19 protein-coding genes are annotated in these 21,497 nt (G+C 35.3%); 7 read left to right on the top strand and 12 right to left on the bottom strand.

The features are described 5' to 3' along the window. Both ACJJVP_RS12660 and ACJJVP_RS12665 read left to right on the top strand, forming a co-directional pair. Positions 1-366, top strand: coding sequence for a 2TM domain-containing protein (locus ACJJVP_RS12660; protein WP_405414135.1), 366 nt, complete (start codon positions 1-3; stop codon positions 364-366). A 34-nt stretch (positions 367-400) separates the two neighbouring features. Beyond that, complete coding sequence (locus ACJJVP_RS12665) at positions 401-1,165, top strand: LytR/AlgR family response regulator transcription factor (protein WP_405414136.1); 765 nt, start codon at positions 401-403, stop codon at positions 1,163-1,165. 24 nt (positions 1,166-1,189) lie between these two features. On the opposite strand, the gene ACJJVP_RS12670 is transcribed toward ACJJVP_RS12665, so the two are convergent. Next, positions 1,190-2,395: an LETM1-related biofilm-associated protein gene (locus ACJJVP_RS12670; RefSeq protein ID WP_405414138.1), complete on the bottom strand. Its 1,206-nt coding sequence runs from the start codon at positions 2,393-2,395 to the stop codon at positions 1,190-1,192. Positions 2,396-2,597: 202 nt separating this feature from the next. Between ACJJVP_RS12670 and ACJJVP_RS12675 the strand changes: the two genes are divergently transcribed. The 3 genes from ACJJVP_RS12675 to ACJJVP_RS12685 all read left to right on the top strand — a co-directional run bounded on the left by ACJJVP_RS12675 (position 2,598) and on the right by ACJJVP_RS12685 (position 5,499). After that, positions 2,598-3,308 carry a DUF4331 family protein gene (locus ACJJVP_RS12675; RefSeq protein ID WP_405414139.1) on the top strand — a complete coding sequence of 237 codons (711 nt, stop codon included), beginning with the start codon at positions 2,598-2,600 and terminating at the stop codon, positions 3,306-3,308. A 24-nt stretch (positions 3,309-3,332) separates the two neighbouring features. Further along, positions 3,333-4,091, top strand: a complete 759-nt coding sequence (locus ACJJVP_RS12680) for a DUF4331 family protein (protein ID WP_405414141.1) — start codon at positions 3,333-3,335, stop codon at positions 4,089-4,091. A gap of 130 nt (positions 4,092-4,221) precedes the next feature. Further along, entirely contained in the window at positions 4,222-5,499 is a 1,278-nt protein-coding gene (locus ACJJVP_RS12685; protein ID WP_405414143.1) for a tetratricopeptide repeat protein, read from the top strand. 345 nt (positions 5,500-5,844) lie between these two features. Here the strand turns inward: ACJJVP_RS12685 and ACJJVP_RS12690 are convergent, their stop codons facing one another. Next, positions 5,845-8,088 carry an RND family transporter gene (locus ACJJVP_RS12690; protein WP_405414145.1) on the bottom strand — a complete coding sequence of 748 codons (2,244 nt, stop codon included), beginning with the start codon at positions 8,086-8,088 and terminating at the stop codon, positions 5,845-5,847. Between the two features lie 132 nt (positions 8,089-8,220). Then, positions 8,221-9,009 carry a DUF547 domain-containing protein gene (locus ACJJVP_RS12695; protein ID WP_405414146.1) on the bottom strand — a complete coding sequence of 263 codons (789 nt, stop codon included), beginning with the start codon at positions 9,007-9,009 and terminating at the stop codon, positions 8,221-8,223. 212 nt (positions 9,010-9,221) lie between these two features. Here ACJJVP_RS12695 and ACJJVP_RS12700 point away from each other — a divergent pair, with 212 nt between their 5' ends. Together ACJJVP_RS12700 and ACJJVP_RS12705 are read left to right on the top strand one after the other, a co-directional pair. Then, the gene (locus ACJJVP_RS12700; protein WP_405414147.1) at positions 9,222-9,926 is read left to right on the top strand and encodes a glycosyltransferase; all 705 of its coding nucleotides are present in this window, start codon (positions 9,222-9,224) and stop codon (positions 9,924-9,926) included. After that, positions 9,919-10,965, top strand: a complete 1,047-nt coding sequence (locus tag ACJJVP_RS12705) for a VOC family protein (RefSeq protein WP_405414148.1) — start codon at positions 9,919-9,921, stop codon at positions 10,963-10,965. The genes ACJJVP_RS12700 and ACJJVP_RS12705 overlap by 8 nt, the downstream gene beginning before the upstream one ends. A 20-nt stretch (positions 10,966-10,985) precedes the next feature. Here the strand turns inward: ACJJVP_RS12705 and ACJJVP_RS12710 are convergent, their stop codons facing one another. The 9 genes from ACJJVP_RS12710 to ACJJVP_RS12750 all read right to left on the bottom strand — a co-directional run bounded on the left by ACJJVP_RS12710 (position 10,986) and on the right by ACJJVP_RS12750 (position 21,479). After that, positions 10,986-11,168: a hypothetical protein gene (locus ACJJVP_RS12710; protein WP_405414150.1), complete on the bottom strand. Its 183-nt coding sequence runs from the start codon at positions 11,166-11,168 to the stop codon at positions 10,986-10,988. Positions 11,169-11,235: 67 nt separating this feature from the next. Continuing rightward, positions 11,236-12,030 (bottom strand): anti-sigma factor domain-containing protein, encoded by a 795-nt coding sequence (locus tag ACJJVP_RS12715; protein WP_405414151.1) that lies wholly within the window; start codon positions 12,028-12,030, stop codon positions 11,236-11,238. Position 12,031: 1 nt separating this feature from the next. After that, positions 12,032-12,568 carry an RNA polymerase sigma factor gene (locus ACJJVP_RS12720; RefSeq protein WP_405414152.1) on the bottom strand — a complete coding sequence of 179 codons (537 nt, stop codon included), beginning with the start codon at positions 12,566-12,568 and terminating at the stop codon, positions 12,032-12,034. Between the two features lie 74 nt (positions 12,569-12,642). Beyond that, positions 12,643-13,236, bottom strand: a complete 594-nt coding sequence (locus tag ACJJVP_RS12725) for a superoxide dismutase family protein (protein ID WP_405414153.1) — start codon at positions 13,234-13,236, stop codon at positions 12,643-12,645. 148 nt (positions 13,237-13,384) lie between these two features. After that, the gene (locus tag ACJJVP_RS12730; RefSeq protein WP_405414154.1) at positions 13,385-14,020 is read right to left on the bottom strand and encodes a hypothetical protein; all 636 of its coding nucleotides are present in this window, start codon (positions 14,018-14,020) and stop codon (positions 13,385-13,387) included. Positions 14,021-14,048: 28 nt separating this feature from the next. Next, entirely contained in the window at positions 14,049-14,774 is a 726-nt protein-coding gene (locus ACJJVP_RS12735) for a DUF2490 domain-containing protein (protein ID WP_405414155.1), read from the bottom strand. Between the two features lie 34 nt (positions 14,775-14,808). After that, positions 14,809-16,749 carry a S9 family peptidase gene (locus tag ACJJVP_RS12740; protein WP_405414156.1) on the bottom strand — a complete coding sequence of 647 codons (1,941 nt, stop codon included), beginning with the start codon at positions 16,747-16,749 and terminating at the stop codon, positions 14,809-14,811. A 40-nt stretch (positions 16,750-16,789) separates the two neighbouring features. Then, the gene (locus ACJJVP_RS12745; RefSeq protein WP_405414157.1) at positions 16,790-20,026 is read right to left on the bottom strand and encodes a hypothetical protein; all 3,237 of its coding nucleotides are present in this window, start codon (positions 20,024-20,026) and stop codon (positions 16,790-16,792) included. A 463-nt stretch (positions 20,027-20,489) separates the two neighbouring features. Continuing rightward, entirely contained in the window at positions 20,490-21,479 is a 990-nt protein-coding gene (locus ACJJVP_RS12750; RefSeq protein ID WP_405409753.1) for an IS110 family transposase, read from the bottom strand. Between the last annotated feature and the right edge of the window lie 18 nt (positions 21,480-21,497).

A 21,497-nucleotide genomic window follows, 5' to 3' on the forward strand; every position in this document is an offset into this window, starting at 1 on the left:
ATGGAAACTGAACGAGCAAACGATCATCTTTTTAATGGAGAGGACAGTACGTTTTCTAAGTATGAAAGAGCAAAAGAGAAGGTGGCAAGTATAAAGCGCTTCTATAATCACGTATTGGTTTTTCTAATAATAAATATCATGTTGTACTTCTTAAGGCATAAGTTCGTTTTCATTTTGGTAAGTAAAGAAGCATTCGGTAATCCTGAGTTTTTAGATTGGATAAACTGGAATGTCTACGGTACCACCATTGTTTGGGGGATGATACTGGCTATTCATGGAATTATTGTTTATGGCAATATTTCAGGATATTTGAAGAGGTGGGAAGAACGTAAGATTCAGAAATACATAAATTCATATAACGATTAAAGCATACAATTCTAGTAAACCATAAAACCAGACCATGAAGACCATTATAATAGAAGATGAAAAACCGGCAGCACGCAGGTTGGGTAGAATGTTAGATAGTTTAGATTTGACCGTTTCTACAATGCTACATTCTGTAGAAGAGGCCATAGATTGGTTTCAGACCAATGAACACCCAGATTTAATCTTCTTGGATATTCAATTATCGGACGGACTCTCATTCGAGATTTTTGATGTTATAGAGGTTCACAGTGCTATCATCTTCACTACCGCTTTTGATGAGTATGCCCTTAAAGCATTTAAATTGAATAGTATAGACTATTTATTGAAACCTATTGATGATGAAGATCTAGAGCATTCGGTCAATAAATATAGAAAGCTGTTTAAATCTGCCAATGAGCCTAGTAAAATTGCTCTAGATTTTGAAGATATCAAAAAATTATTGGTCAATCCGCTCGAGCGCGAGTATAAAAAGCGATTTACAGCGAAGGTAGGTCAGCATTTAAAAATTATAAATGCAGAAGATGTTGAGTCTTTTTATAGTGAAAACAAAGGTACATATGCGGCTACTAAAGATGGTCGCAATTATTTATTGGATACTACATTAGAACAGTTAGAAGAGGAACTAAAACCACAGATGTTCTTTAGGGTCAGTAGAAAGTTCTTTGTGAATATAGATCACATAAAGGACATTGTTTCATACACCAATTCTAGATTACAGATCAAGCTAAAGAACAATCCTGATCATGAAATTATTGTGAGTAGAGAAAAGGTGAAAGACTTTAAGCTTTGGTTAGAGTAGAATAATTAATATTCTGATAATAATTTATTTACGATACAAATCTTCTTCCTCGTCAATTCTATTTTCATCAAATGCCGATGGTAATAGCTTAGGTATCAGTTTAATGAATATCGGCAGTAAAATAGCTCCGCCAGGTAATATGAATATAGCTAAAGACGGAATACTTTTAAAAATATCTAAAAGTTGATTCTGTACTTTTTTCTTTTCTTCATTACTTAAATCCCTAACCGTAGATTTTGATAACAGGGCAACTAACTCTGCACTTTGCGAAAGCTCCTTAAGCAGGCGTTTACTATTTCGTAGAATCAACTTCTTTACAATTTTACCCATACTGTCGTAAAACTGTTGTGCTAGGTTCTTTTCCTTTAAATAGGGTATGACATCAAAATTGAGTTTAAAGAACTCGGTAACATCGGTAATTGATGTAGAGATAACAGTTCTATCGAATCCTAAGTCTTTTCCTATTCCGAAAATAAAATCAGATTCGGTGTAATCTAAAGAGTGATCTTCCCAAACCGTAAGGCAAGCCATATCTAACAGATAGCGATTCTCCCAATTCTCTTTATTTAATAAAAGTCGTTCGCGATAAGAACCATCAAAACTACTCTCTGCGCAATTAATATAGGTTAACGAAGATGCCAATAACTGAGAAAGCTTATTGTCGTTTCTATCAATTTCTTTTGAGCTAAGGGCGTGGTAGGTAATATTGATTGCTAAATACTCGATTTCTGCTGCCTTTTCTTTTAAAACAGAATGTTTATTTAAATAATGCTTAAAAAGCAAAACATCTATAAATAGAAGGGAGTTGGTAATAAGACTATTAAAAGTTTTACTGATAATATTGTCTTCAATATAAATTCTTGAAGTCATTAGTTTTTCAAGCTTGGCAGAAGTTTTACTTCCGGTAAACCACTTGTCAAAAAATCCTGCACGACTAATATTCAGTATTTCATAAAACTTAAATACTTCTTCGATAAAAGTGGTATAGTCGTTACCACCCTTAATTTTATAGGTAAAAAACAGTGCGTGTAGTAAATTAATTTTCGCCTTTTCGTCTTCAGATAGTGTATGTTCTAACTCTATAAACTTAGGTATGCTAGAATTTAGTCCGTATACGAATCCGCTTTCTTTAAGCGTGTCATATAGAGCTTCAAAAGTTGGGAAAGCGTCTTGGTGTTTTTGAACAACCGAACCATATTTCTCGATCCAACCAGAGGAAGACGGGTTCATATCTTAATTATTTAACGTTGCAAAGTTAGCTAAATATTACTTTACAGCTGTTTAAAACTGGTTACTTCTACGCTATAATAAGGATTTGCTCTAGGGTTACTATTTAACGATTGAAAATAAATTTTATTTTTTTTAAGAAAAAAATGAACCTTCTCTTTTTTGCTGCGTAAGTAGAGGTGATTCTAATCTAAAAAAAGAGATAATGAAAAAATCAAAATTATTTATGGGACTTGGGGCATTAGCTCTAGTCGGAGGTCTTTTAGTAGCGGCAGATCATATCGATGCGCCAGGTGCTATGGGAACCACGGCAGATATCGCCGATTTTTATGCTTTTGAACCTACAAAGGGTTCAGACAATACCGTTTTTGCGGTAGACCTTCAATCTAATGTACTACCAGATTTGGCTTACGGCACATTTGATGAAAATGTATTATTGGAAATTAATATCGATACCGATAATGATTTGGTAGAAGATTTGGTAATACAAGCAATACCAAGAGATGGTAAAATGTATTTCTTTGGCCCGGTAGCACCAAGTGAAACAGGGTTAAACGGCGCAATTATGGTAGATGCACCATTAGGTTCGGTAGATATTTCTGAGGGAACTGCTATTGTAGAAACTACGTCAACCGGGGTTTCTTTATTTGCAGGTCCAAGACAAGATGCTTTTTTCTTTGATTTCTTTCAATTCAATGAAGTTATTGGCGGTACGGCTCCATTAGGTTTCAAACCAGCTGGTGATCCAAACGCTACTGACGACGATGACGAAACTGCTGTTGATACTTTCGACGGTTCAAATACGATGTCTATAGTTGTAGAGCTTCCAAATAGTCTTTTAGGTAGTACAACAGGTCAGAATGCACTTGGTTTAGAAGTGTACAAAACCTGGGTAACAACGAACGTTAAACAATAATTATAACCTTATAAAAATATAACGATGAAATATAAAAATATAAAATATACGTTTTTGTCTCTTTTAGCAGTGGTAGCTTTGGTTTCCTGCAGTGATGATGATGACAATACACCAGTAGTAGTTACAGAAACATGTGATGATGGTATTATGAACGGAGATGAAACTGGTGTAGATTGTGGTGGCACTTGCACACCATGTGAAGAAGCGGTAGATCCTGATTTTACAGGAACATATGCTCAAGTTGATTTTATGGGTAGACCTGGTATCAATACTGTTTTAAGTGCAGATGGTACTATTAAAGATTCACATAATGTGTCTATTCCTTCAGAAATGGCCGCTATTTTTCAAGCAGATTTTGAAGCAAGGTTAGAAGCATATCATGATGTATATGCAAACATATTAGGGGCTGATCCAGCAGATGTAAATTACGAGAACAACATTTTAGGTTTAGATGCGCCAACATTAACAGGTTATTTAGCTGCGGATGTTTTAGAAGTAGCTCCAAACTTAACGACTACATATTTTTTACCCGGAGAAGATGCTGATATGGACGGGAATGTTTTAAATGATCCTGCTGTTATTGGTCTTACTGGTAGAACACCTCAAGACGATGTTATCGATGTTTCTTTGATATTATTGTTTGGTGGTGCTGATGGCATTAGATTTAGCGGTCAAGACACTGATGGTGATGGTGTTGCAGATTTACCAAGATTAACTTCAGATGGCGTTGGGCTAACCGCTACTGTAGGTACTTCGTTCCCATACTTGGGAGCACCTGAATAAAAGTTGTCATTACGGTATTTATTTTAGAGATAAGTACACGTGGCAAAACCCTAATAGTTTATGAAAAAGAGGGGAATGGGGGAGTGAAAAACTCCCCTTATTTTAAACAATCCAAAATAAAAACAACCTTATGAAATTAATTAAGCTTTTAATAGTAATGATACTGGTATCATCATGTGGTACCAAAAATCAGGACGCAATTGCAGATAAAAAAGATTATAACAAATTTTTAGTCCCCAACGAGATTAAAACAACATCGAAATATTTTGATCTCTGGAATTCTAAAATAAGACCAGATAGCATGCAGCTTACAAGTTTCGGTATAGTAGGCGGGGAGTACAATAGATACTTTCAACAAACAGGAGATATTGAGTTTTTAAAAAAGGCAGAAAAGAGCTTAAAAAAAGCGGTCGATATTGCCAACATAGGAAAGCCTGGTTTTTATAGAGCCTTAGCGCGAAATTATATCTCTCAACATCGCTTTAAAGAAGCACTACAGTTAGTAGATTCAGCAGCAACAATTGGTGGTGATATAAGTGAGACACAAAGTATGTTCTTTGATATTCATATGGAATTAGGAAATTATCAACTGGCAGAAAGCTATTTAGACAGTATCAAGAACATGTCAGACTTTGGTTATATGATTCGCCTGGCAAAATGGAACGATTATAAAGGAGATTTAGATACGACCATAAGTTTTATGGAAAAGGCAAGAACAAAAGCGGAAAGTTCAAAAAATAAAGACTTAATGCTTTGGAGTTATACCAACTTAGCTGATTATTATGGTCATGCAGGTAGAATTGAAGATTCTTACAATCATTATTTAAAAGCCCTGGAAATTGACAATAACAATGCATATGCTAAAAAAGGTATTGCCTGGATCGTATTTTCAAACGATAAAGATGCTACTGAAGCAATTAGAATTTTAGATTCGGTAACCAAGACGTACAATGCTCCAGATTATTTCTTGTTAAAAGCTGAAATAGCTGATTATATAGGCGATGATTTGGTTAGAACGAAAAACTTAGATGAGTACTTCACTAGAGTAAAGAATACAGCATATGGTGATATGTACAATGCATATAACTTAGGCTTGTATATAGGCGAAACAAAACAGTATGATAGTGCATTGATTTTAGCACAGAGAGAAGTGGATAATAGACCAACACCAGAATCTTATAGCTGGTTGGGGTATAGTCTTCTAAAGAATGGAGACAAAGAGAAAGCAATGGAAATTATGAACACCTACGTATATGGTAAAACATTTGAGCCTGCATTATTGTTCCAAGCTGCTGAAGTATATAAAGCGAATGGAAAAGAAGAAAGAGTTAAAGAATTAAAAGGAGAATTAATTGGGGCTATTTATGAATTAGGTCCCGGTATGGAAAAGCAAGTTCATGATTTGTAAAATGATTGCCCAATTATTTTCATTTCAAGGTTTGTTTTAGGTTGGATTGTTTTTTTTCAACGCCACGAATTAAAATCGTGGCGTTGTTATTATTGTGTATTTCGTCGAAAATTTAGTTTTTTTTAACAGTTGCATAGATGAAATGCATATATTTATCGACCAAATACATTAAAAATGCCCCAGCATCTTAAATAAGTAAACTAAATAGTAACCAAGTAAACCAATTAGTGTTATGGAATACCTACTCTTTACATTATGGATAAGTTTAATGATTTTATTAGTTGGCAAAACTATAGTTGCCTATAGATCATTACAGAAAACCCTTCAAAATACCAATAGCTCTATCTAGAGCAATTTTCTTAGAAGTACCGGTAATAATAGCAAATCGAGTATTAATGCTGTCACTAAGGTTACACTGATTATCAATCCGATAGTAACACTCGGTTGATGAATAGAGAATAACATAACCATAAACCCAAAGAAGAGAATAATGGTTGTAATAACCAATGCTCTGCCTGTTTGGGCAAAAGTTTTTTCGAGAGCGGCTTCTTTATCCAATCCTTGACTAATACCAAGTTTATATTTTCCTAAAAAGTGAATGGTGTCATCTACCGCGATCCCGAAGACAATAGCAAATACTACAGATAATGATGCTTCAAGAGGTATTCCTAAAAAACCCAAAATTCCTCCGGCAAATAAAATGGGTAGAACATTAGGTACTAAAGAGATTAGAAATATTTTAATATCTCTAAAGACAAAGGCCATAATAATGCCTATTAATAGCAAACCATAAAGTAACCCTTCAAGTAAACTACTTCTAATATATTCAGAATTCTTATCCAATAGAATACTTTTACCTGTTACCTTTATCTTAACAAGTGTAGTATCTAATTTTGTTTTAGAAAAATTATCAATATTGGTGTATACAATTTTTAGTTTATCCGTACCAATATCTTGTAATCTTCCATTAATACGAGCAACCGTTTCATCTTCATTAATAAATTTAGCAAGTTGTTTTCGGGCCAATTTACGTGTGTCTTTTTGATATTTTAAAAATGTAGCCTTATCATCAGGCAAAACAAAATAAGAAGCACTATTTAGGTTATTGGCTTTATTGAAAATTTTATAAGGTAAATTGGCAGATTGCACATTACCTATACTCTCGATGGTTTTAAGATATGTAGTAAGCTTTTCAATTTCTTGAGCAGTTTCAAAATCGGTCACCTTAGTACCCTCAGTACTCATTACTGCAATTTCCAAAGGTCTAAATCCGGCATAATTTGTTTGAAAGTAATCGAAATCGGTTGCTATCTCACTCCCGGCAGGTAAAGTATTTTTTAGCTCTTGATTGGTTTGTATAAGATAAATGCCCAAGAAGCATAAAGATGTGAATATAAAGGTGCCGGCGATTATAGATTTAGGATAGTTTTTAGTAAACGTATTCACCTTTAACAGGTATGTGACCCAATTTTCAGAAATACTCTTTCGTCCGGTCAATGATTTCTCCCGTAGACTTATCAATAATGAGCCAGTCAAAAATATTACGGTGACATAAGCAACTATAACGCCTATTGCTGCATTAATACCAAATTCTTGAATACTTACCAATCTCGACGACAAAAGTGTTACAAAACCAACTGCTGTTGTTACAGAAGTTAGTAAAGTTGTCATGCCGACTTCTTTTAAGGATGAGGTTATTGCACTATATCTAGAAATACCACTTTGTATTTTACGTATATAACTGTCGGTAAGATGTATAACATCAGAAGTACCTACAATAAGCATGAGTACAGGATAAAAAGCGGCCATGGCATTCAATTCTTTTCCGAGCCAACCTAATAAGCCCATAAAAAGTAATAATGACATTGCTATAGATAAAACCGATATTAAAACCACTGGCATGCTTCTATATACCAATAGTAGAATTATAAAAACTAGTATAGAGGCTACTATAGTGGTCGTTAATACTTCACTTTTTTGCATTTCTACAATGGCTTCATAAAAAAAAGCTCTTCCTAAAATATGGTATTCTGACAAGCCATTCGTTTTTAAAGAGGCTCTTATAGCGTTCAATAATAATTCAGATTGTTTATAATCTAAATTGTCTTCGGTCTGTAGTGCGAGTACCAAAGAACTTTTGTTTTGGTCTACAAGCACATTTACAAAAAGGGAATCTTCTTGTATTTTATTCCAGTCTTTTTGATACTGTGAAGGATCTTCAATATGAATAATTGGAAGCGTAGTATAACCAAAAGATGTTTTAAGAGGATAAGAAAGTGATGTCAATGAGCTACTTTCTAAAACATGAGTAAATTGTTTACTTTCTTCAGAAAATGATTTAAATTTATTTAGAAACTCTTGCTGAAATATATCCGGGTCATTCTTTACAGCAATTAATAGAAAATTATCATCGGTACCGAATTCTTCTACATAATCATCATAAAAGGCTAAATCGGGATCTTCTTCGGGAAAAAATTGACTGAAATCGAATGAAAATTTAAGCTCATCTAGTTTAGAGGCAGCTAATACACCTAAAAGAATAAACAGGACGATGAAAATTTTTTTAAGGAAACCAAGGTTAAACCTCATAGTGTAGAATAAAAACTAATTCGGTTGCAAATTTACCACTCTACATTGTAACCAAGGTAAAAACAAATAAATTAAGAGAATTTAAATTCATTTTTACCTTAATAACATGTATTATTAAAAAAGTTTATTCGACTACAAGTCAATAAAATTATCAAGATATAGTGTCCAATCATAATTGGTGTATTCAATTTCTACATTCTTTGTAGAAGGTATGATCTCATTAGATTTTAAAATTTTCTTGATACCACTTTTTCCTCCAAAGTCGCCTCTAAACCAGTTGAATAGAGAGGTGATTTTAACTACGTTGGTATCGCTATTATACTCACTGGTTTTAGTAAGATGCCTTTTTGTTCCGATTTTTAATTGCTCTTGTAATCTTTCCCATTCGTAGATCGCTACCGGTGGACAATCTTTAGCGCCGCAGTTTAAAGCAAAATGCACATTATAAACAGGTTTGTTCACTCTTAATTTACGTTCAAATTTATTAGGAAACCATTTACGTATATAACCAAGACCATATTCCCATTGCGATTTTCTAATTAGACCGTGCTCTATTTTGGCAAATGATACTGTTTCGCCCGCAATTTTTAATTGTTCAAGTTTGAAGAAACTTCCGCGGTCATCGTATAATTCCGGATTTTTTCTCAAGATAACCTGTATATTGGCATTGTAAAAATTTAACCAAAAAGCCAATCTTTTATCATTAGTGTCAAGCGCCTTATCAAGTTCTTCAATTGTGGTATTAGCTAAGATATCTTGTATTTCTTGAGTATCTTCTTTAGCGATAATGCGTTTCAAGAACAATTCTGATAGCTCGTTGTAATCTATTTTATCTGTGCTTTCAGTTTGTGCTTGTAAATTAGTTTTTGCTGTGCATGACAATGCGAACAGTGTGGCAAGAAAATATAATTTTAGTTTCATAAATATGTTTTGTTTACCTTATTTACGTAAAATGACCCATAAGGTTTGTGTTCACTTGGTCGTGCTTAACTTAATTAGATTACGTTAACCTTTTTATAAATTTTTATATTGTTTTTAAAACTTTTTTCATCAATTTGCGTATCTAAGGCATAAACCTAAATATTTTTTAGGATGTATTTTAACTTTCTACTAAATACGTCTTATCTATTACTATGATCAGTATTATAATACCTGTATATAATGAGTTTAATAACTTGCAACGATTATTTAGCGTTGCATGTTTTTTAGAACATGAAGAGCTTTTAGAAATAATTGTAGCTGTATCTCCCGTTAATTCTGATACCATTGAATTACTCGAATGTAGTCATAAAGTAAAGATACTACACTGTAAAAATAAGGGTAGGGCAGCACAAATGAATGAAGCCTCGGCAAAGGCATTAGGTAAGTCACTTGTATTTCTACATGCCGATGTTTTGCCACCTAAAGAGTTCATTGAGAATATAGTATACAGTTTAAAAAACGGTTACGATGCAGGTTTCTTTTCATATAAATTTGATAAAGATGTATGGTATTTAAAAATTAATGCTTCGTTTACTGCTAAAGACGGTTTGTTTACCGGTGGCGGTGATCAATGCCTATTTATTAAAAAGGATACTTTTGATGTGCTCGGTGGATTTAATGAAGAGCAAGTGTTGATGGAAGATTTTGAGTTTTTCGGTAGAATGAAAAAACAAAATGTACCTTATACCATCGTTAATAATGATTTGGTAGTGTCTTCACGCAAATACGATTCCAACTCTTATTTACGGGTAAATCTTTCTAACTTTCTTTTAGTAATTCTTTTTAAATTTGGTTACCCAGGTAATAAGCTCAAAACACTTCATAATAAATTGATACGCACCCCATACAATGGTTGAGATAATAAACGGAATTCAGCAAGTTGGGATAGGCGTTCTCGATGTAAAAAAAGTGTTCAATTGGTATAGAGAGCATTTGGGTTTTGATATTTTGCTATTTGAAGACGAGGCAGTTGCATCTTTAATGGCGAAGTATACCAATGATAAGGTTGAAAAACGAGAAGCCTACTTGTCGTTAAATATGACAGGTGGTGGTGGATTAGAAATTTGGCAGTTCAAAGAGCGGACACCAACTGCAGCAATTAATACAATTCAATTAGGAGATTTAGGTATTTATGCAATGAAAATTAGATGTGAAAATCTGATTGAAATGCATACGTATTTGAGGTATTTAGAAGTGTCTAATCTCTCGGAAATCAATCGGTCTTATCGTTCTAGTTTTTACTTTACCGATCCTTTTGGTAACCGGGTACAAATGGTTGAAGATCATTATGTTTTTTGTAAGCAAGCATCGAAAAATGGGGGAGTGCTAGGCGCTGTAATTGGCGTTAGTAATATGGAAAGTTCGATCAAATTTTATAGTTCAATGTTAGGGTATTCAATGATAGCATATGATACTATTGAAACACTTGAAAACGATAATACCACAGGGAAATATAGAAGAGTAATTATTTCTCAGGAACGAAAGTCCGTCGGCGGATTCGGAGACCTTCTAGGTCCTACACAGTTAGAACTTATTCAGGTATTAGATAGAACACCGGTTAAAATATTTGAAAATAGATTGTGGGGAGATTTAGGATATATTCACTTATGTTTTGACGTGTCGGGTATGAGTGCGATTAGAGAAAAAGCAAAAACCAATGGTTATCCTTTTACCGTAGACAGTGCCAATAGTTTTGATATGGGTGATGCCGCAGGTCATTTCAGTTATATGGAGGATCCAAATGGTACATTAATTGAGTTGGTCGAAACCCATAAGGTACCTATCTTAAAATCTTTAGGACTATATCTTAATCTCAAAAAAAGAAATCCTCAAAAAACCTTACCAAAATGGTTGGTGAAGAGCCTAAGTTTTCACAGAGTAAAAAAAGATAGGTAAATTCTATCAATTTTGGGCTTTTAGCCCTTACTGGTATTCCTGATCAATCCTATTCCTGAGAAGAAAAATATAGCGCCTAATACGCCAAAAACGATTAACTGTTTGGTAGTACCAGTACTATTACCAAATAAAATTGCAGTATACACAAGTCCGCCAATACCTAATAGGGTTAAAACGGTTCCAAAAATTTTCTTTAAATCCATGGTGGAAAATTAATAAAAAAAAGGGCAGTTTCTAAAAACTGCCCTTTTTACTTTAAAATTTAATTAGTTACGAAGCCGATACTACACCAAGAGTATATAGTTGCTCTAGCGTTGGTGATTCACTACCGCCTGCAGGCTCTAGTGTTATACCAAATGCTTCCGATTCATTCGGGTTGTTCAGAGCAAATACTTTGTTTTCATCCATAGCAAAATCTTCTAAAAGACCCATGCTGGTTGGGGTTAATGGCGAAAGTTTTAAAGACCATACTTGGTATACAAAACCATCTGGTGGTTCAGGTAAACCTTTGGCATCTATATAAACTTTTTCATTTTCTTTGTTCCAATACGCTTTAGCATATGAAGTAGGTGAAACTTCTTGACCACCTAATGAAATAACGCTGATATTTTTATCACGAAGTGTATTCAATAAATCTTGTGTCTGTTCTAAAGAAGAATCTGTATCTGCAATTTGCTGTTCTAAGTCAATATTTTGTTTTTCAACTACTTGAATATTAGATTTCAAATCTTCATTTTGTTGATACATCCAAAACAAACCAACTGCTAATAATATAGATGCAGCCCAACCGATATAAGATAATATTGGTGTGTTACGTTTTTCATTTATAGAAACTACTTTAACGTCACCGTTTATTCTATCCATCAATGCTTTAAATGAATAGTTATACCCTGGAGAAGCTTTCTTTGAAAGTGCTAAAATGGAACTTTCAATTGCCTCTATTTCTTTTTGAATTTCAGAATACTCTTTAGCATAGTTGGCTATTTCCAGATTTTCTTTTTCTGAAAGTATACCGGCTACATAAAGCTCTAAAATTCCCGATGCTATATATTTTCTTACATCCATACTACTTCACCTCCATATTCTCCCTTAATTGGGAAATGCAACTTCTATTTCTTGTTTTTACAGTACCTACAGGAATTTCTAATTCCTCAGCAGCGTCTTTTTGAGTATATCCTCTAAAGTATAATAGTTCAATGATCTGAACGCATTTTTCCTTTAAATTTTTTATTAGATTTCTCAATCCTTTCGTATCTACTGTAGAACTTTCTTCTTCCTCCTTGTTCTGTAAAATACCTACGAAGTAATCAGCGCTAAGGTTCAATTTATCATTTTTATACGACCTACTGCGTATTTCATCGATAGCCGCATTTCTAGCGATGTTAAGAATCCATGTAAAGAACCTTCCTTTTGAAGAATTATAGCTTTCACAGTTGTTCCAAATTTTTATAAAGACATCTTGACAAATTTCTTGAGAACGAGCGTCATTTTTTACGATCGTATTTATTACGCCACAAATGTTATCACTATACATACCGTATAGCTTTTCGAAAGCGGAGGGGTCTTTCTTTTTGAATTGATCAACCAGCAGGTCTAATTGCATATGTAAATTTTTAAATCTGTTAAAAATAGAAAAAGCTGTTCCAAGAACAGCTTTTTTTATAATTATTATTAACTCTATTCAATAATACCGGCACAACTTACACGTGCACCAGCATCTCCGCTAGGTTGCGAGGTATAGTCATCGACACCTTGGTGAACAATGACCCCTTTGCCTAAAATATTTTTGTTTTCATCATCACAGCCAATACACCATTCTTCTGTTTCAAATTCAACTTTTGCATTACCATCGGCATCTGCGGTAAAGTTACCAATATCACCTTTGTGATAACCTTCAGAAGCTCCCCATTTACCATGTGGTTCATTTGTTGGGTTCCAATGACCGCCAGCAGAAGAACCATCAGCTGCGGTACAATCTGCCGTTTGGTGAATATGAATGGCATGTTCGCCTTCAGATAAGCCAGATAACATGGCTGTCATTTCTACTTCTTCATCATCTTGGGTAAAGGTTACTTCGCCTTTTACATTACTATCACTTTTTGGTTCTAGCATGAATTTAACAACGGTTTCATCCTCATCCATTTCATTTTTTGCTTCATCCATTAAATCTTCAACTTCTTCTTTGGCGTCAGAAGCCTCTTTTTTTACCTCTTTGCAGCTAAAGACAGCTAGTAGTGCCAATAGTGCCAATTCAATTTTAAATATTTTCATTTTGATAGTTTTTATTGTGAATAGGAAAATTATAATTTAAAACAGTCAAAATCAAATATTTACATGATATGAGCAATCCTTTTTGTCTTTAGGGCAAAAAAAAGAGGAGCTCATGAGCTCCTCTTTTATATTGTAAAAATTAACCTTTTTATTTTGTCAATAGCACTTCTGCTTTAACGGCAACCTCGCTCCATGTTTTACTAACACCATCTTTACCTGTATGTAAAATTTCACAAGCTTTATTGATAGAAGCAACGGCATCCATTGCATTCCAATTTGCCAAATCCATAGTACCCGTGAAGGTGATTTTATCATCACCGTTCATTTCATATGCAAGCGGAATGTTTTGTGTTTCTCCGTTCAAGGTAACATCAATAGAACCTTGGTCTCCATCAACTTTAAAAACACCAGAAATTAATTCGGTATCCTTTAATACGCCAAAGAAAAACTCTAATAATTTAGGATCTCTTGTTCCTGTTGGGTCGTTAGTGAATAAGCTACCAACAGGAATACTAAACTCAGTTCCGTTTAAGGCTTCCATAGCAGTTGCACCGCTATTTGTTTTTGTGAAGTTTATCTTTTTGAACATGCCACCAACAGGTACTTTATCTGTTGTCTTGTAAGCGGTAAAACTTACTTTTGTTGAATCTTGTACTAAGCTGAACATTTCAGTTGCTTCGCTTGTTGCTTCAACGCTTTTAGACTCTTCACTTTTTTTAGCGTCTTTACAACTTGCAAAAACGATTAAAAGTGCACTAGCGAATGTAAGTGCTATTTTTTTCATGATAATGTGTTTTAATTATAGTATAAATTTACTTCTTCTTTTTAAAAATGCCACGCAGATCGGTGTTATAAAATAAACCAATTTGAAGGCGATCGTAATTAGTCTCACTAAAATGATTCTTCAAATACCCAAATTGTATGCTTAAATCTTCGGTTATATTAACTCCCAAGGCAGCATAGGCACGGTTTTGACCAAAGGCATCGTCTTGTAGGTTGATAAAGATTTCATCGTAAAAGTTTAGAAAAAAGATATCGGTTAGGGGCAAGGTCATTTGAATTCTATAACGGGCTCTGTGCAATGTGTTGCTTTCACCTGTAAAATTGTTTTGTACAAACCGCTGTTCTAAACGATAGCGATGCTCGAAATTAAATTCCCACACTTTATTTTTAAGAATGAACTGCTCAAAAATGCGATGTTCAGAAATAGAGTTATTACTAATGAGAGCATCACCCCCAATAACGTCAAATTCACTGAACGTTGGGTCGGTTTCAATAAATCCGTAACCTAAAGTGGCAATAGCATCAGGGTTAATGTGATAGTTGATACCTGTACGCAGCAACAACTGGTTAAAGTTCGAAGCCATTTCATAATATCTAAATTGAGCTTCGGTATGTATACTCCATTTATCGGCAATTTTATTGGTTCCAAAATACATGAACCAACTACCAAAATCGTCTTCTCCTGTACCACCACTTTGAGCATTTATTTGATTAATAGTTGCTAATAATACTAGTAACGTAAAAACTTTCTTCATTCTTTAATTTAATATGAAACTTAAAATTTTGGCTTTACTTATCGCCTTCTTCAATGGGTGTTGCTTTATCCTTCTTCAAATACAAATCTAAAAAATCTAAAACCCTACTATACGCTTCGATCTGATTTTCTTTTTTTACAAAACCATGACCTTCATCTTCAAAGAGCACGTATTCTACGGGAACACCGTTCTTTTTTACACCTGCGACAATTTCGTCAGATTCTACTTGTAATACTCTAGGGTCTTGTGAACCTTGTAAGACAATTAAGGGTTTGGTCACCTTATCGGTATGAAACAAAGGTGAGATTTCTTTTAAACGTACCGAATCTGCACTGTAGGGGTCTCCCAATTCTAAATAAAGAGCATCTTTAAAAGATTCCCACCATGGTGGTATGCTTTTTAGTGTTCTTATCCAATTGGTTACCCCGAACAAGTTAACACCAACTGCAAATTCTTCAGGAGTATATGTCAATGCTGCCATGGTCATATAACCACCATAAGAACCACCTATGATCCCAATTTTATCGGCATCGATTTCCGGTTGTGACGCTAGCCAGTTTTTACCTTCAACACAATCTTTTAAATCTTTATCGCCATGGTTTAAATCATCCATTTGGTAAAACGTTTTTCCATAGCCGCTACTACCACGGTTGTTTACAGCAAGTACAGCATACCCATGATTAGTAAGGTATTGAATGAAAGAACTAAAATTTTGTCTACTTTGTCCGCCCGGTCCTCCATGAACCCAAACCAAAGCGGGTACTTTTGCATCGGCATTTGCTTGGTGAGGCTTATAGTAAATGGCAGGTATTTCAACTCCGTCAAAAGACTTATAACGTACTACTTCAGCAGAAACAAGATCCTCTGCTTCAATTTCAGGATTTAATACTTCCGTTAATTGCTTTTGTTCTTTCGTTTCTAGATTATAGACATATAAATTACTTGGAGTATGCGAGCCACCTGCGTAAAAACGCATCCATTTTTCGTCTTTTGAGAAATCTACATTGGTTATTGCCATAGCATCAAACTCAGGTAAATCAATATTCTCCATAGTGGCTACATCCATCACTTCAATAGTGTTCTTTGCATCTTCATTGATATAGGTAACTAAATAACTACCGTTATCTGTAAAGTAACTACCTAAAATATCCCAATCACGGGTAATCACTTTTTCGGTCGCGCCAGATGCAATGTTATACTTCATTAAGTATGAAAACTCACTGCCTTCATCTGTGGTATAATAAAGTTCATCGCCAGAGGGAGAAAAATCTTGACTACTATTCGCACTTTGCGTTTTATTGATCTTAATTTTCTTCTTTGTGGATAGGTCATATAGGTATAAGTCTGAATCGTTGGTATTTAAAGATTTACCCAATGTCAAATATTTTTCATCCTTACTAAGGTTTCCAATTTCATATCCTTCTTCATTCTTAAAAATTAATTTAGGCGAATAATTAAGAAAATCCATTTGATACAGATCCATGTATTTAGCATCTCGCTTGTTTGATGTAAAAAAGAAACTTTGGTCATCTTCTGCCCATCCTTGAAAACTAGCCCTAGCACCTTTGGCAGGCGTAAGATCTGTAAGGCTACCATTTAGATTGCGGATGTAGATATGGTATATTTCATCACCATTACCATCCATACTAAAAAGCATTCGCTCATCTCTAGGAAAATAGGAAATCGCAAAAATAGAAGCACTGTCAGATTGTGTTATGGGTGTTAACTCACCACCTGTGGTAGGCACGGTATACGTATTATATATACCAGACCTATTACTTGAAACCAATAATTTAGAATTATCACGATAAAAACTACCTCCAGAAATAGCTTCATTATCCATCATTTGTTTAATGGAATATTGATCTGGAATTTTGGTGATTTCTACTTCTTTTTGCTCTTCCTTTTGAACTTCTTTTTTTTCTGTACAACTCCAAATAAGAGCTATGGCGAAACAAGCGAATAGTTTTTTCATAATTGATGGTTTTAAGTGAGTATGCCTAATATTATGAGAATTATTTTAAACTAAAGGTGTCTACTTCCTTGAACGGAGAAAGCTCTAAGCTTTCCATAGTTGATCTGTAAGCTTTCCAGTTCGCAGAGAAAAATGAATTCGTTTTCTCTAGAGCCCCTTCTAGTTCCTCTTTCGCAAATTGCATAAGCTGCTTTTCTGTAGCAGTCATACCTGCTTGTCTAGAACCAACATAACGTCTTGCAATTTGTAAACGCTGCATTACCGTCATCACTTTGCTACGGGTAATACCTTGTCGCTTATCAACTTTGCCTAAATAGATTGCAGTTACAGAATCTATTTGTTTGATGATATCTTTAGAAGCATCTATCTGCTCTTTGTATTTTTTATCATCTTCCTTCTTTAGTTCTTTTTGAAACTTTTCTGCTGTTTCTTTACTTTTTGCTAATTGCTGTACGGCATCCGCAGCTTTTTGCATGTATGATTCTAGAACTTTCCCGTTGTCATACGCTTCGTTGATAGCTACGGTAGAGACATTTAAACGCGGGTCAGAAGCTACTGTGATTTTAGTTTCTTCTTCCATGTCACCATAAAGCATTTTGATAGTGTAAGTTCCTGGTTTTACATCTAAACCGCCAGATTCTTTCTTTTTGGTAATTACTTTTCTTGAAGGTCTGTCCGCACCTTTTTCATCCATTCTCCAGTAAATTCTATGGAAACCTGCTTTTTCTGGAGTTTTGTATTTTAAGGTACGAATTAGTCTATCGCCATCATAAATATCGAACTGGACGGAGTCTTTCTTTTGAACTCCTGTTAATTCTACTTTCTCTGTTTTTTCTTCGGATGTCTTTTCAGCATCTTTCTCTTTCTTATCTCCCTTTGGAATTCCTTTTTTAGCGGCTTTCTTACCTTCTTTTAGATAATAAGTAATCATAGCGCCAGACTTTTTGTTTTCACCTTGATACAGTCCGTCGCCACCAAAACGACTTCCTGTTGGTTGTTGATAAGCTGCTTGATATGCCGTTGGAGGCGTAAATAATTCGATATCTTTATTTAGAATGGTTGCATCAGCGGCCAAAGCGCGTAACGGACGAATATCGTCTAATACCCATGCCGCTCTACCAAACGTACCGATCACTAAATCATGCTCTCTTGGGTGAATAGCTAAATCTTTTGTAGAAACCGTTGGGAAACCTTCGGTCCATTTTTGCCATTTTTCACCTGCATTGAAAGAAACATATAAGCCATCATCAGTACCTAAAAATACCAAATTCGGATTCTCAGGATCTTCTATGATTGATAACGCATAGCTTTCTACATCAGAAGCATCAACAATTCTTGTCCAGCTTTTACCATAATCTTTAGTGCGGTATGCATACGGAGTGTAATTGAATCTTCTATAATCATTAGCGATTAAAAGTGCTTCCCCTTTATTACGGGTAGATGCTTTTATTTGCGGAATCCAGCTTCCTTTTGGTAAGCCTTTAATATTTGCGGTTACTTCGGTCCAAGTTTCTCCGCCATTTTGGGTGTAATGTACACGACCATCATCAGAACCTGTCCATAACATATCTTTTTCAACAGGTGATGGCTCAATTACCAAAATAGTAGTGTGGTTTTCTGCTCCCGTTGCATCCATGGACAATCCGCCACTTTCGCTTTGTTTTTGCTTTTCAGAATCGTTGGTAGTTAAATCCGGAGAAATTACTTTCCACGTCAATGCCTTGTCTGTACTCTTGTGTACGAACTGACTACCAAAATAAAGGGTGCTATTATCAAAAGGGTCTTGGCTAATTGCCGAATTCCAGTTAAAGCGAAGTTCAGTTTCAGCATCTGGTGGAGTAGGGCGTACAATGTAATTATTACCCGTAACATGATCAAAACGTTGTACGTTACCTTGCTGACTCATGGTATACCCATATCTAGAATCTACAGGATCGGGTACCACATCAAAACCATCACCAAAACTTATTTCTTGCCAGTAGCTATTACGAATTCCTTGAGCTTTCCAAACATAAGCAGGTCCTCTCCAGCTACCATTATCTTGCATACCACCGTATACATTATAAGGGTACTCGTTATCTACAGCAATATGGTAAAATTGCGCAACCGGTAGGTTACCCACAAAACGCCATGTTTTTCCGCCATCTTTTGAAATATTCAATCCGCCATCATTACCGTCCATCATAAACTGTCCGTTTTCTGGGTGAATCCAAAATGCGTGGTGATCAGGGTGAACACCATTATCGGCACGGTAAGCAGGCATTAGTTGTGTAAAGTTCTTACCACCATCTTGCGAAACGTTCACGTATGTAAATACCGAGAAAACCCTATTTTCATTTTCAGGATCTACATATATTTCGGAATAGTAGAAAGGTCTATTACCAATATCATTCTTATCATTGATTTTCTTCCATTTAAAACCGCCATCTTCAGATTTGTACAGCGCATTCTTTTTCGCTTCCACTAAAGCGTAAATAACATCGGGCTTTCCAGGAGCAATGGCAACACCAATTCTACCTAAATCGCCAGCAGGCAGACCATCTTCTTGACTTAGCTTTTTCCAATTCTTACCACCATCGTGGGTAATGTATAGACCACTACCAGAACCACCAGAATTAAAGAACCAAGGTTCACGCTTATGTTCCCACATGGCAGCGATTAACTTGTTTGGGTTGGTTGGATCCATAATAAGATCCGCAACCCCAGTTTTATTATTTACAAAAAGAACCTTCTCCCAAGTCTCACCACCATCAGTAGTTTTAAAGACTCCGCGTTCTGGGTGTTCTCCCCAAGGAGAGCCAATGGCACCAACATAAACCGTATTCGGGTTCATTGGGTCAATTTTAATTCTATGAATATGTCTCGTTTTTTCAAGACCCATAGATTTCCAGGTCTTACCGCCATCGAGAGATTTATATACTCCGTAGCCACCATTCAAACTATTTCTGGGATTACCTTCACCTGTACCAGCCCAAATTACAGACGGGTTACTTTGCTGAATGGCAACGGCACCAATAGAAGCGGTTACTTCTTTGTCAAAAATAGGATCCCATTTTATACCGCCAGAAGTAGATTTCCACAATCCGCCAGAAGCTGTACCTACATACATAATATCAGGGTTGGAATTCACGACATCAATACTGGTAACACGACCGCTCATACCACCGGGACCGATGTTACGGGGTTTCATGTCTTGTACCATGTCCATTTTAAATTCTTGAGCAGAAACGAAAAAAGATGCAAAAAGCACCAGCAAGGAGAGTAATCTTGAAGTCATTTGAGTGGTTTGTTAGTTATGTGCTTAAAAATAGCGGAAAAGAAAGGGAAGTATTCTTAAAAGGATGTTAACAGTATGCGGTTTTGAATTATCCGTAATTCTTTAACAGTTTTTCGTTGTTCGTTTTTCGTTGTTCGTTTTTCGTTGTTCGTTGTTCGTTGTTCGTTGTTCGTTGTCCGTTGTTCGTTGTCGTTCTTTGTTGTTCGTTCTTCGTTCTTCGTTGTTCGTTCTTCGTTGATGTCCGTTTCAGTTTTCAGTGAGCCGTGTCAGTATTCAGATTGCAGTTTTTTTATTCGTCTTTGCTAGGAGCTATTTGCGACGTGGCAATCTGTTTAATTAATGTTTCAATGATTATTAGTTACAACATTGTCTAGGTCACTGAGCGTAGCCGAAGTGAGAGTCCTCCAGTCCCTTCGACTGCGCTCAGGATGACAATTCGTTTACAAGAATGTCAGTTCGATTTCTATGACGTTGCCAAACGGTTTTTGTAAAATGTTTGGTTGTTAATCAGAGCAAAAACTAGATGAATGATTTTGTTCCTCACAGCGTTTATTACACTCATTTTGTTTTTTCCTTCATTAACTTTTCGATGATAGTATATAGCTAGGTCGTTATTCAATCTTATTGCGCTCAGAGCACCTAAATGGAGTAGTTTTTTAAGTCCCTTGTCCGCTAGATTAGATACTTTGTTCCTTCCGAATACCGATATTCCAGAGGTGTTCGCAAAAGGAGCTACACCTGCATAACAAGCCAATTTTCTCGCTTCTTTTATAGTTTTGAACTCATTGGTCTTTACAATTAGGTTTAAGCACAATATGGGACCTACACCGGGGATGGACTGTAGCTGTGAAGCCATATTCTTAATCCTTTGACAAGAGTCGACAAGTTGTTTTAACTCTAATTCTATAGTGCCGATCTGCTTGGTCAGTTCCTTTATCAGCTTTTGGTTTTTAGAGAGAATCGATTTGACAAGCTTTGCGTTGTCCAAAACAAGTATTTCTTTATTTTTGGTCTTGATTTCCTTGCGTTGTTTGACCCTGAATTTTCTTTCCGACATTAGTACCTGTAGGGATTCCAGTACTTTTCTTTTTTCTATGTAACAATCCATTTCATCATGGTTCTTACGAATGAACCTTGCTATCCTAACGGCATCTATAACATCGTTTTTACCACGTACAAGTCCTAGACTTTTCTTCAAATGCAATGGGTTTACGACATAAAAACTACACTTCATACTAGGAAGTATCCTCATTAGCTCCCAGGAATACTTTCCTGTGTTCTCAACACAGATATGATATTCGTGAGCAGTGTTTTTTAGCAGATGTCCAAAGTATTTAAAGATTGATCGTTTGGTATTTTTAATGACCAGGGATTCCGTTGTGTCGGATAAAATACAAATATCCAAAGTGGATTTGCTTACATCAATTCCGATGAACTTTAATTCTGTTTTCATAAATTTGGTTTACTTGAT

It is taken from the genome of Maribacter sp. Asnod1-A12 (assembly GCF_045063735.1).
In the GTDB taxonomy this organism is placed as follows: Bacteria; Bacteroidota; Bacteroidia; order Flavobacteriales; family Flavobacteriaceae; genus Maribacter.

Coding starts and splice junctions, on each gene's coding strand:
- ACJJVP_RS12660 (WP_405414135.1), top strand. CDS start 1: ATGGAAACTGAACGAGCAAACGATCATCTTTTTAATGGAGAGGACAGT.
- ACJJVP_RS12665 (WP_405414136.1), top strand. CDS start 401: ATGAAGACCATTATAATAGAAGATGAAAAACCGGCAGCACGCAGGTTG.
- ACJJVP_RS12670 (WP_405414138.1), bottom strand. CDS start 2,395: ATGAACCCGTCTTCCTCTGGTTGGATCGAGAAATATGGTTCGGTTGTT.
- ACJJVP_RS12675 (WP_405414139.1), top strand. CDS start 2,598: ATGAAAAAATCAAAATTATTTATGGGACTTGGGGCATTAGCTCTAGTC.
- ACJJVP_RS12680 (WP_405414141.1), top strand. CDS start 3,333: ATGAAATATAAAAATATAAAATATACGTTTTTGTCTCTTTTAGCAGTG.
- ACJJVP_RS12685 (WP_405414143.1), top strand. CDS start 4,222: ATGAAATTAATTAAGCTTTTAATAGTAATGATACTGGTATCATCATGT.
- ACJJVP_RS12690 (WP_405414145.1), bottom strand. CDS start 8,088: ATGAGGTTTAACCTTGGTTTCCTTAAAAAAATTTTCATCGTCCTGTTT.
- ACJJVP_RS12695 (WP_405414146.1), bottom strand. CDS start 9,009: ATGAAACTAAAATTATATTTTCTTGCCACACTGTTCGCATTGTCATGC.
- ACJJVP_RS12700 (WP_405414147.1), top strand. CDS start 9,222: ATGATCAGTATTATAATACCTGTATATAATGAGTTTAATAACTTGCAA.
- ACJJVP_RS12705 (WP_405414148.1), top strand. CDS start 9,919: ATGGTTGAGATAATAAACGGAATTCAGCAAGTTGGGATAGGCGTTCTC.
- ACJJVP_RS12710 (WP_405414150.1), bottom strand. CDS start 11,168: ATGGATTTAAAGAAAATTTTTGGAACCGTTTTAACCCTATTAGGTATT.
- ACJJVP_RS12715 (WP_405414151.1), bottom strand. CDS start 12,030: ATGGATGTAAGAAAATATATAGCATCGGGAATTTTAGAGCTTTATGTA.
- ACJJVP_RS12720 (WP_405414152.1), bottom strand. CDS start 12,568: ATGCAATTAGACCTGCTGGTTGATCAATTCAAAAAGAAAGACCCCTCC.
- ACJJVP_RS12725 (WP_405414153.1), bottom strand. CDS start 13,236: ATGAAAATATTTAAAATTGAATTGGCACTATTGGCACTACTAGCTGTC.
- ACJJVP_RS12730 (WP_405414154.1), bottom strand. CDS start 14,020: ATGAAAAAAATAGCACTTACATTCGCTAGTGCACTTTTAATCGTTTTT.
- ACJJVP_RS12735 (WP_405414155.1), bottom strand. CDS start 14,774: ATGAAGAAAGTTTTTACGTTACTAGTATTATTAGCAACTATTAATCAA.
- ACJJVP_RS12740 (WP_405414156.1), bottom strand. CDS start 16,749: ATGAAAAAACTATTCGCTTGTTTCGCCATAGCTCTTATTTGGAGTTGT.
- ACJJVP_RS12745 (WP_405414157.1), bottom strand. CDS start 20,026: ATGACTTCAAGATTACTCTCCTTGCTGGTGCTTTTTGCATCTTTTTTC.
- ACJJVP_RS12750 (WP_405409753.1), bottom strand. CDS start 21,479: ATGAAAACAGAATTAAAGTTCATCGGAATTGATGTAAGCAAATCCACT.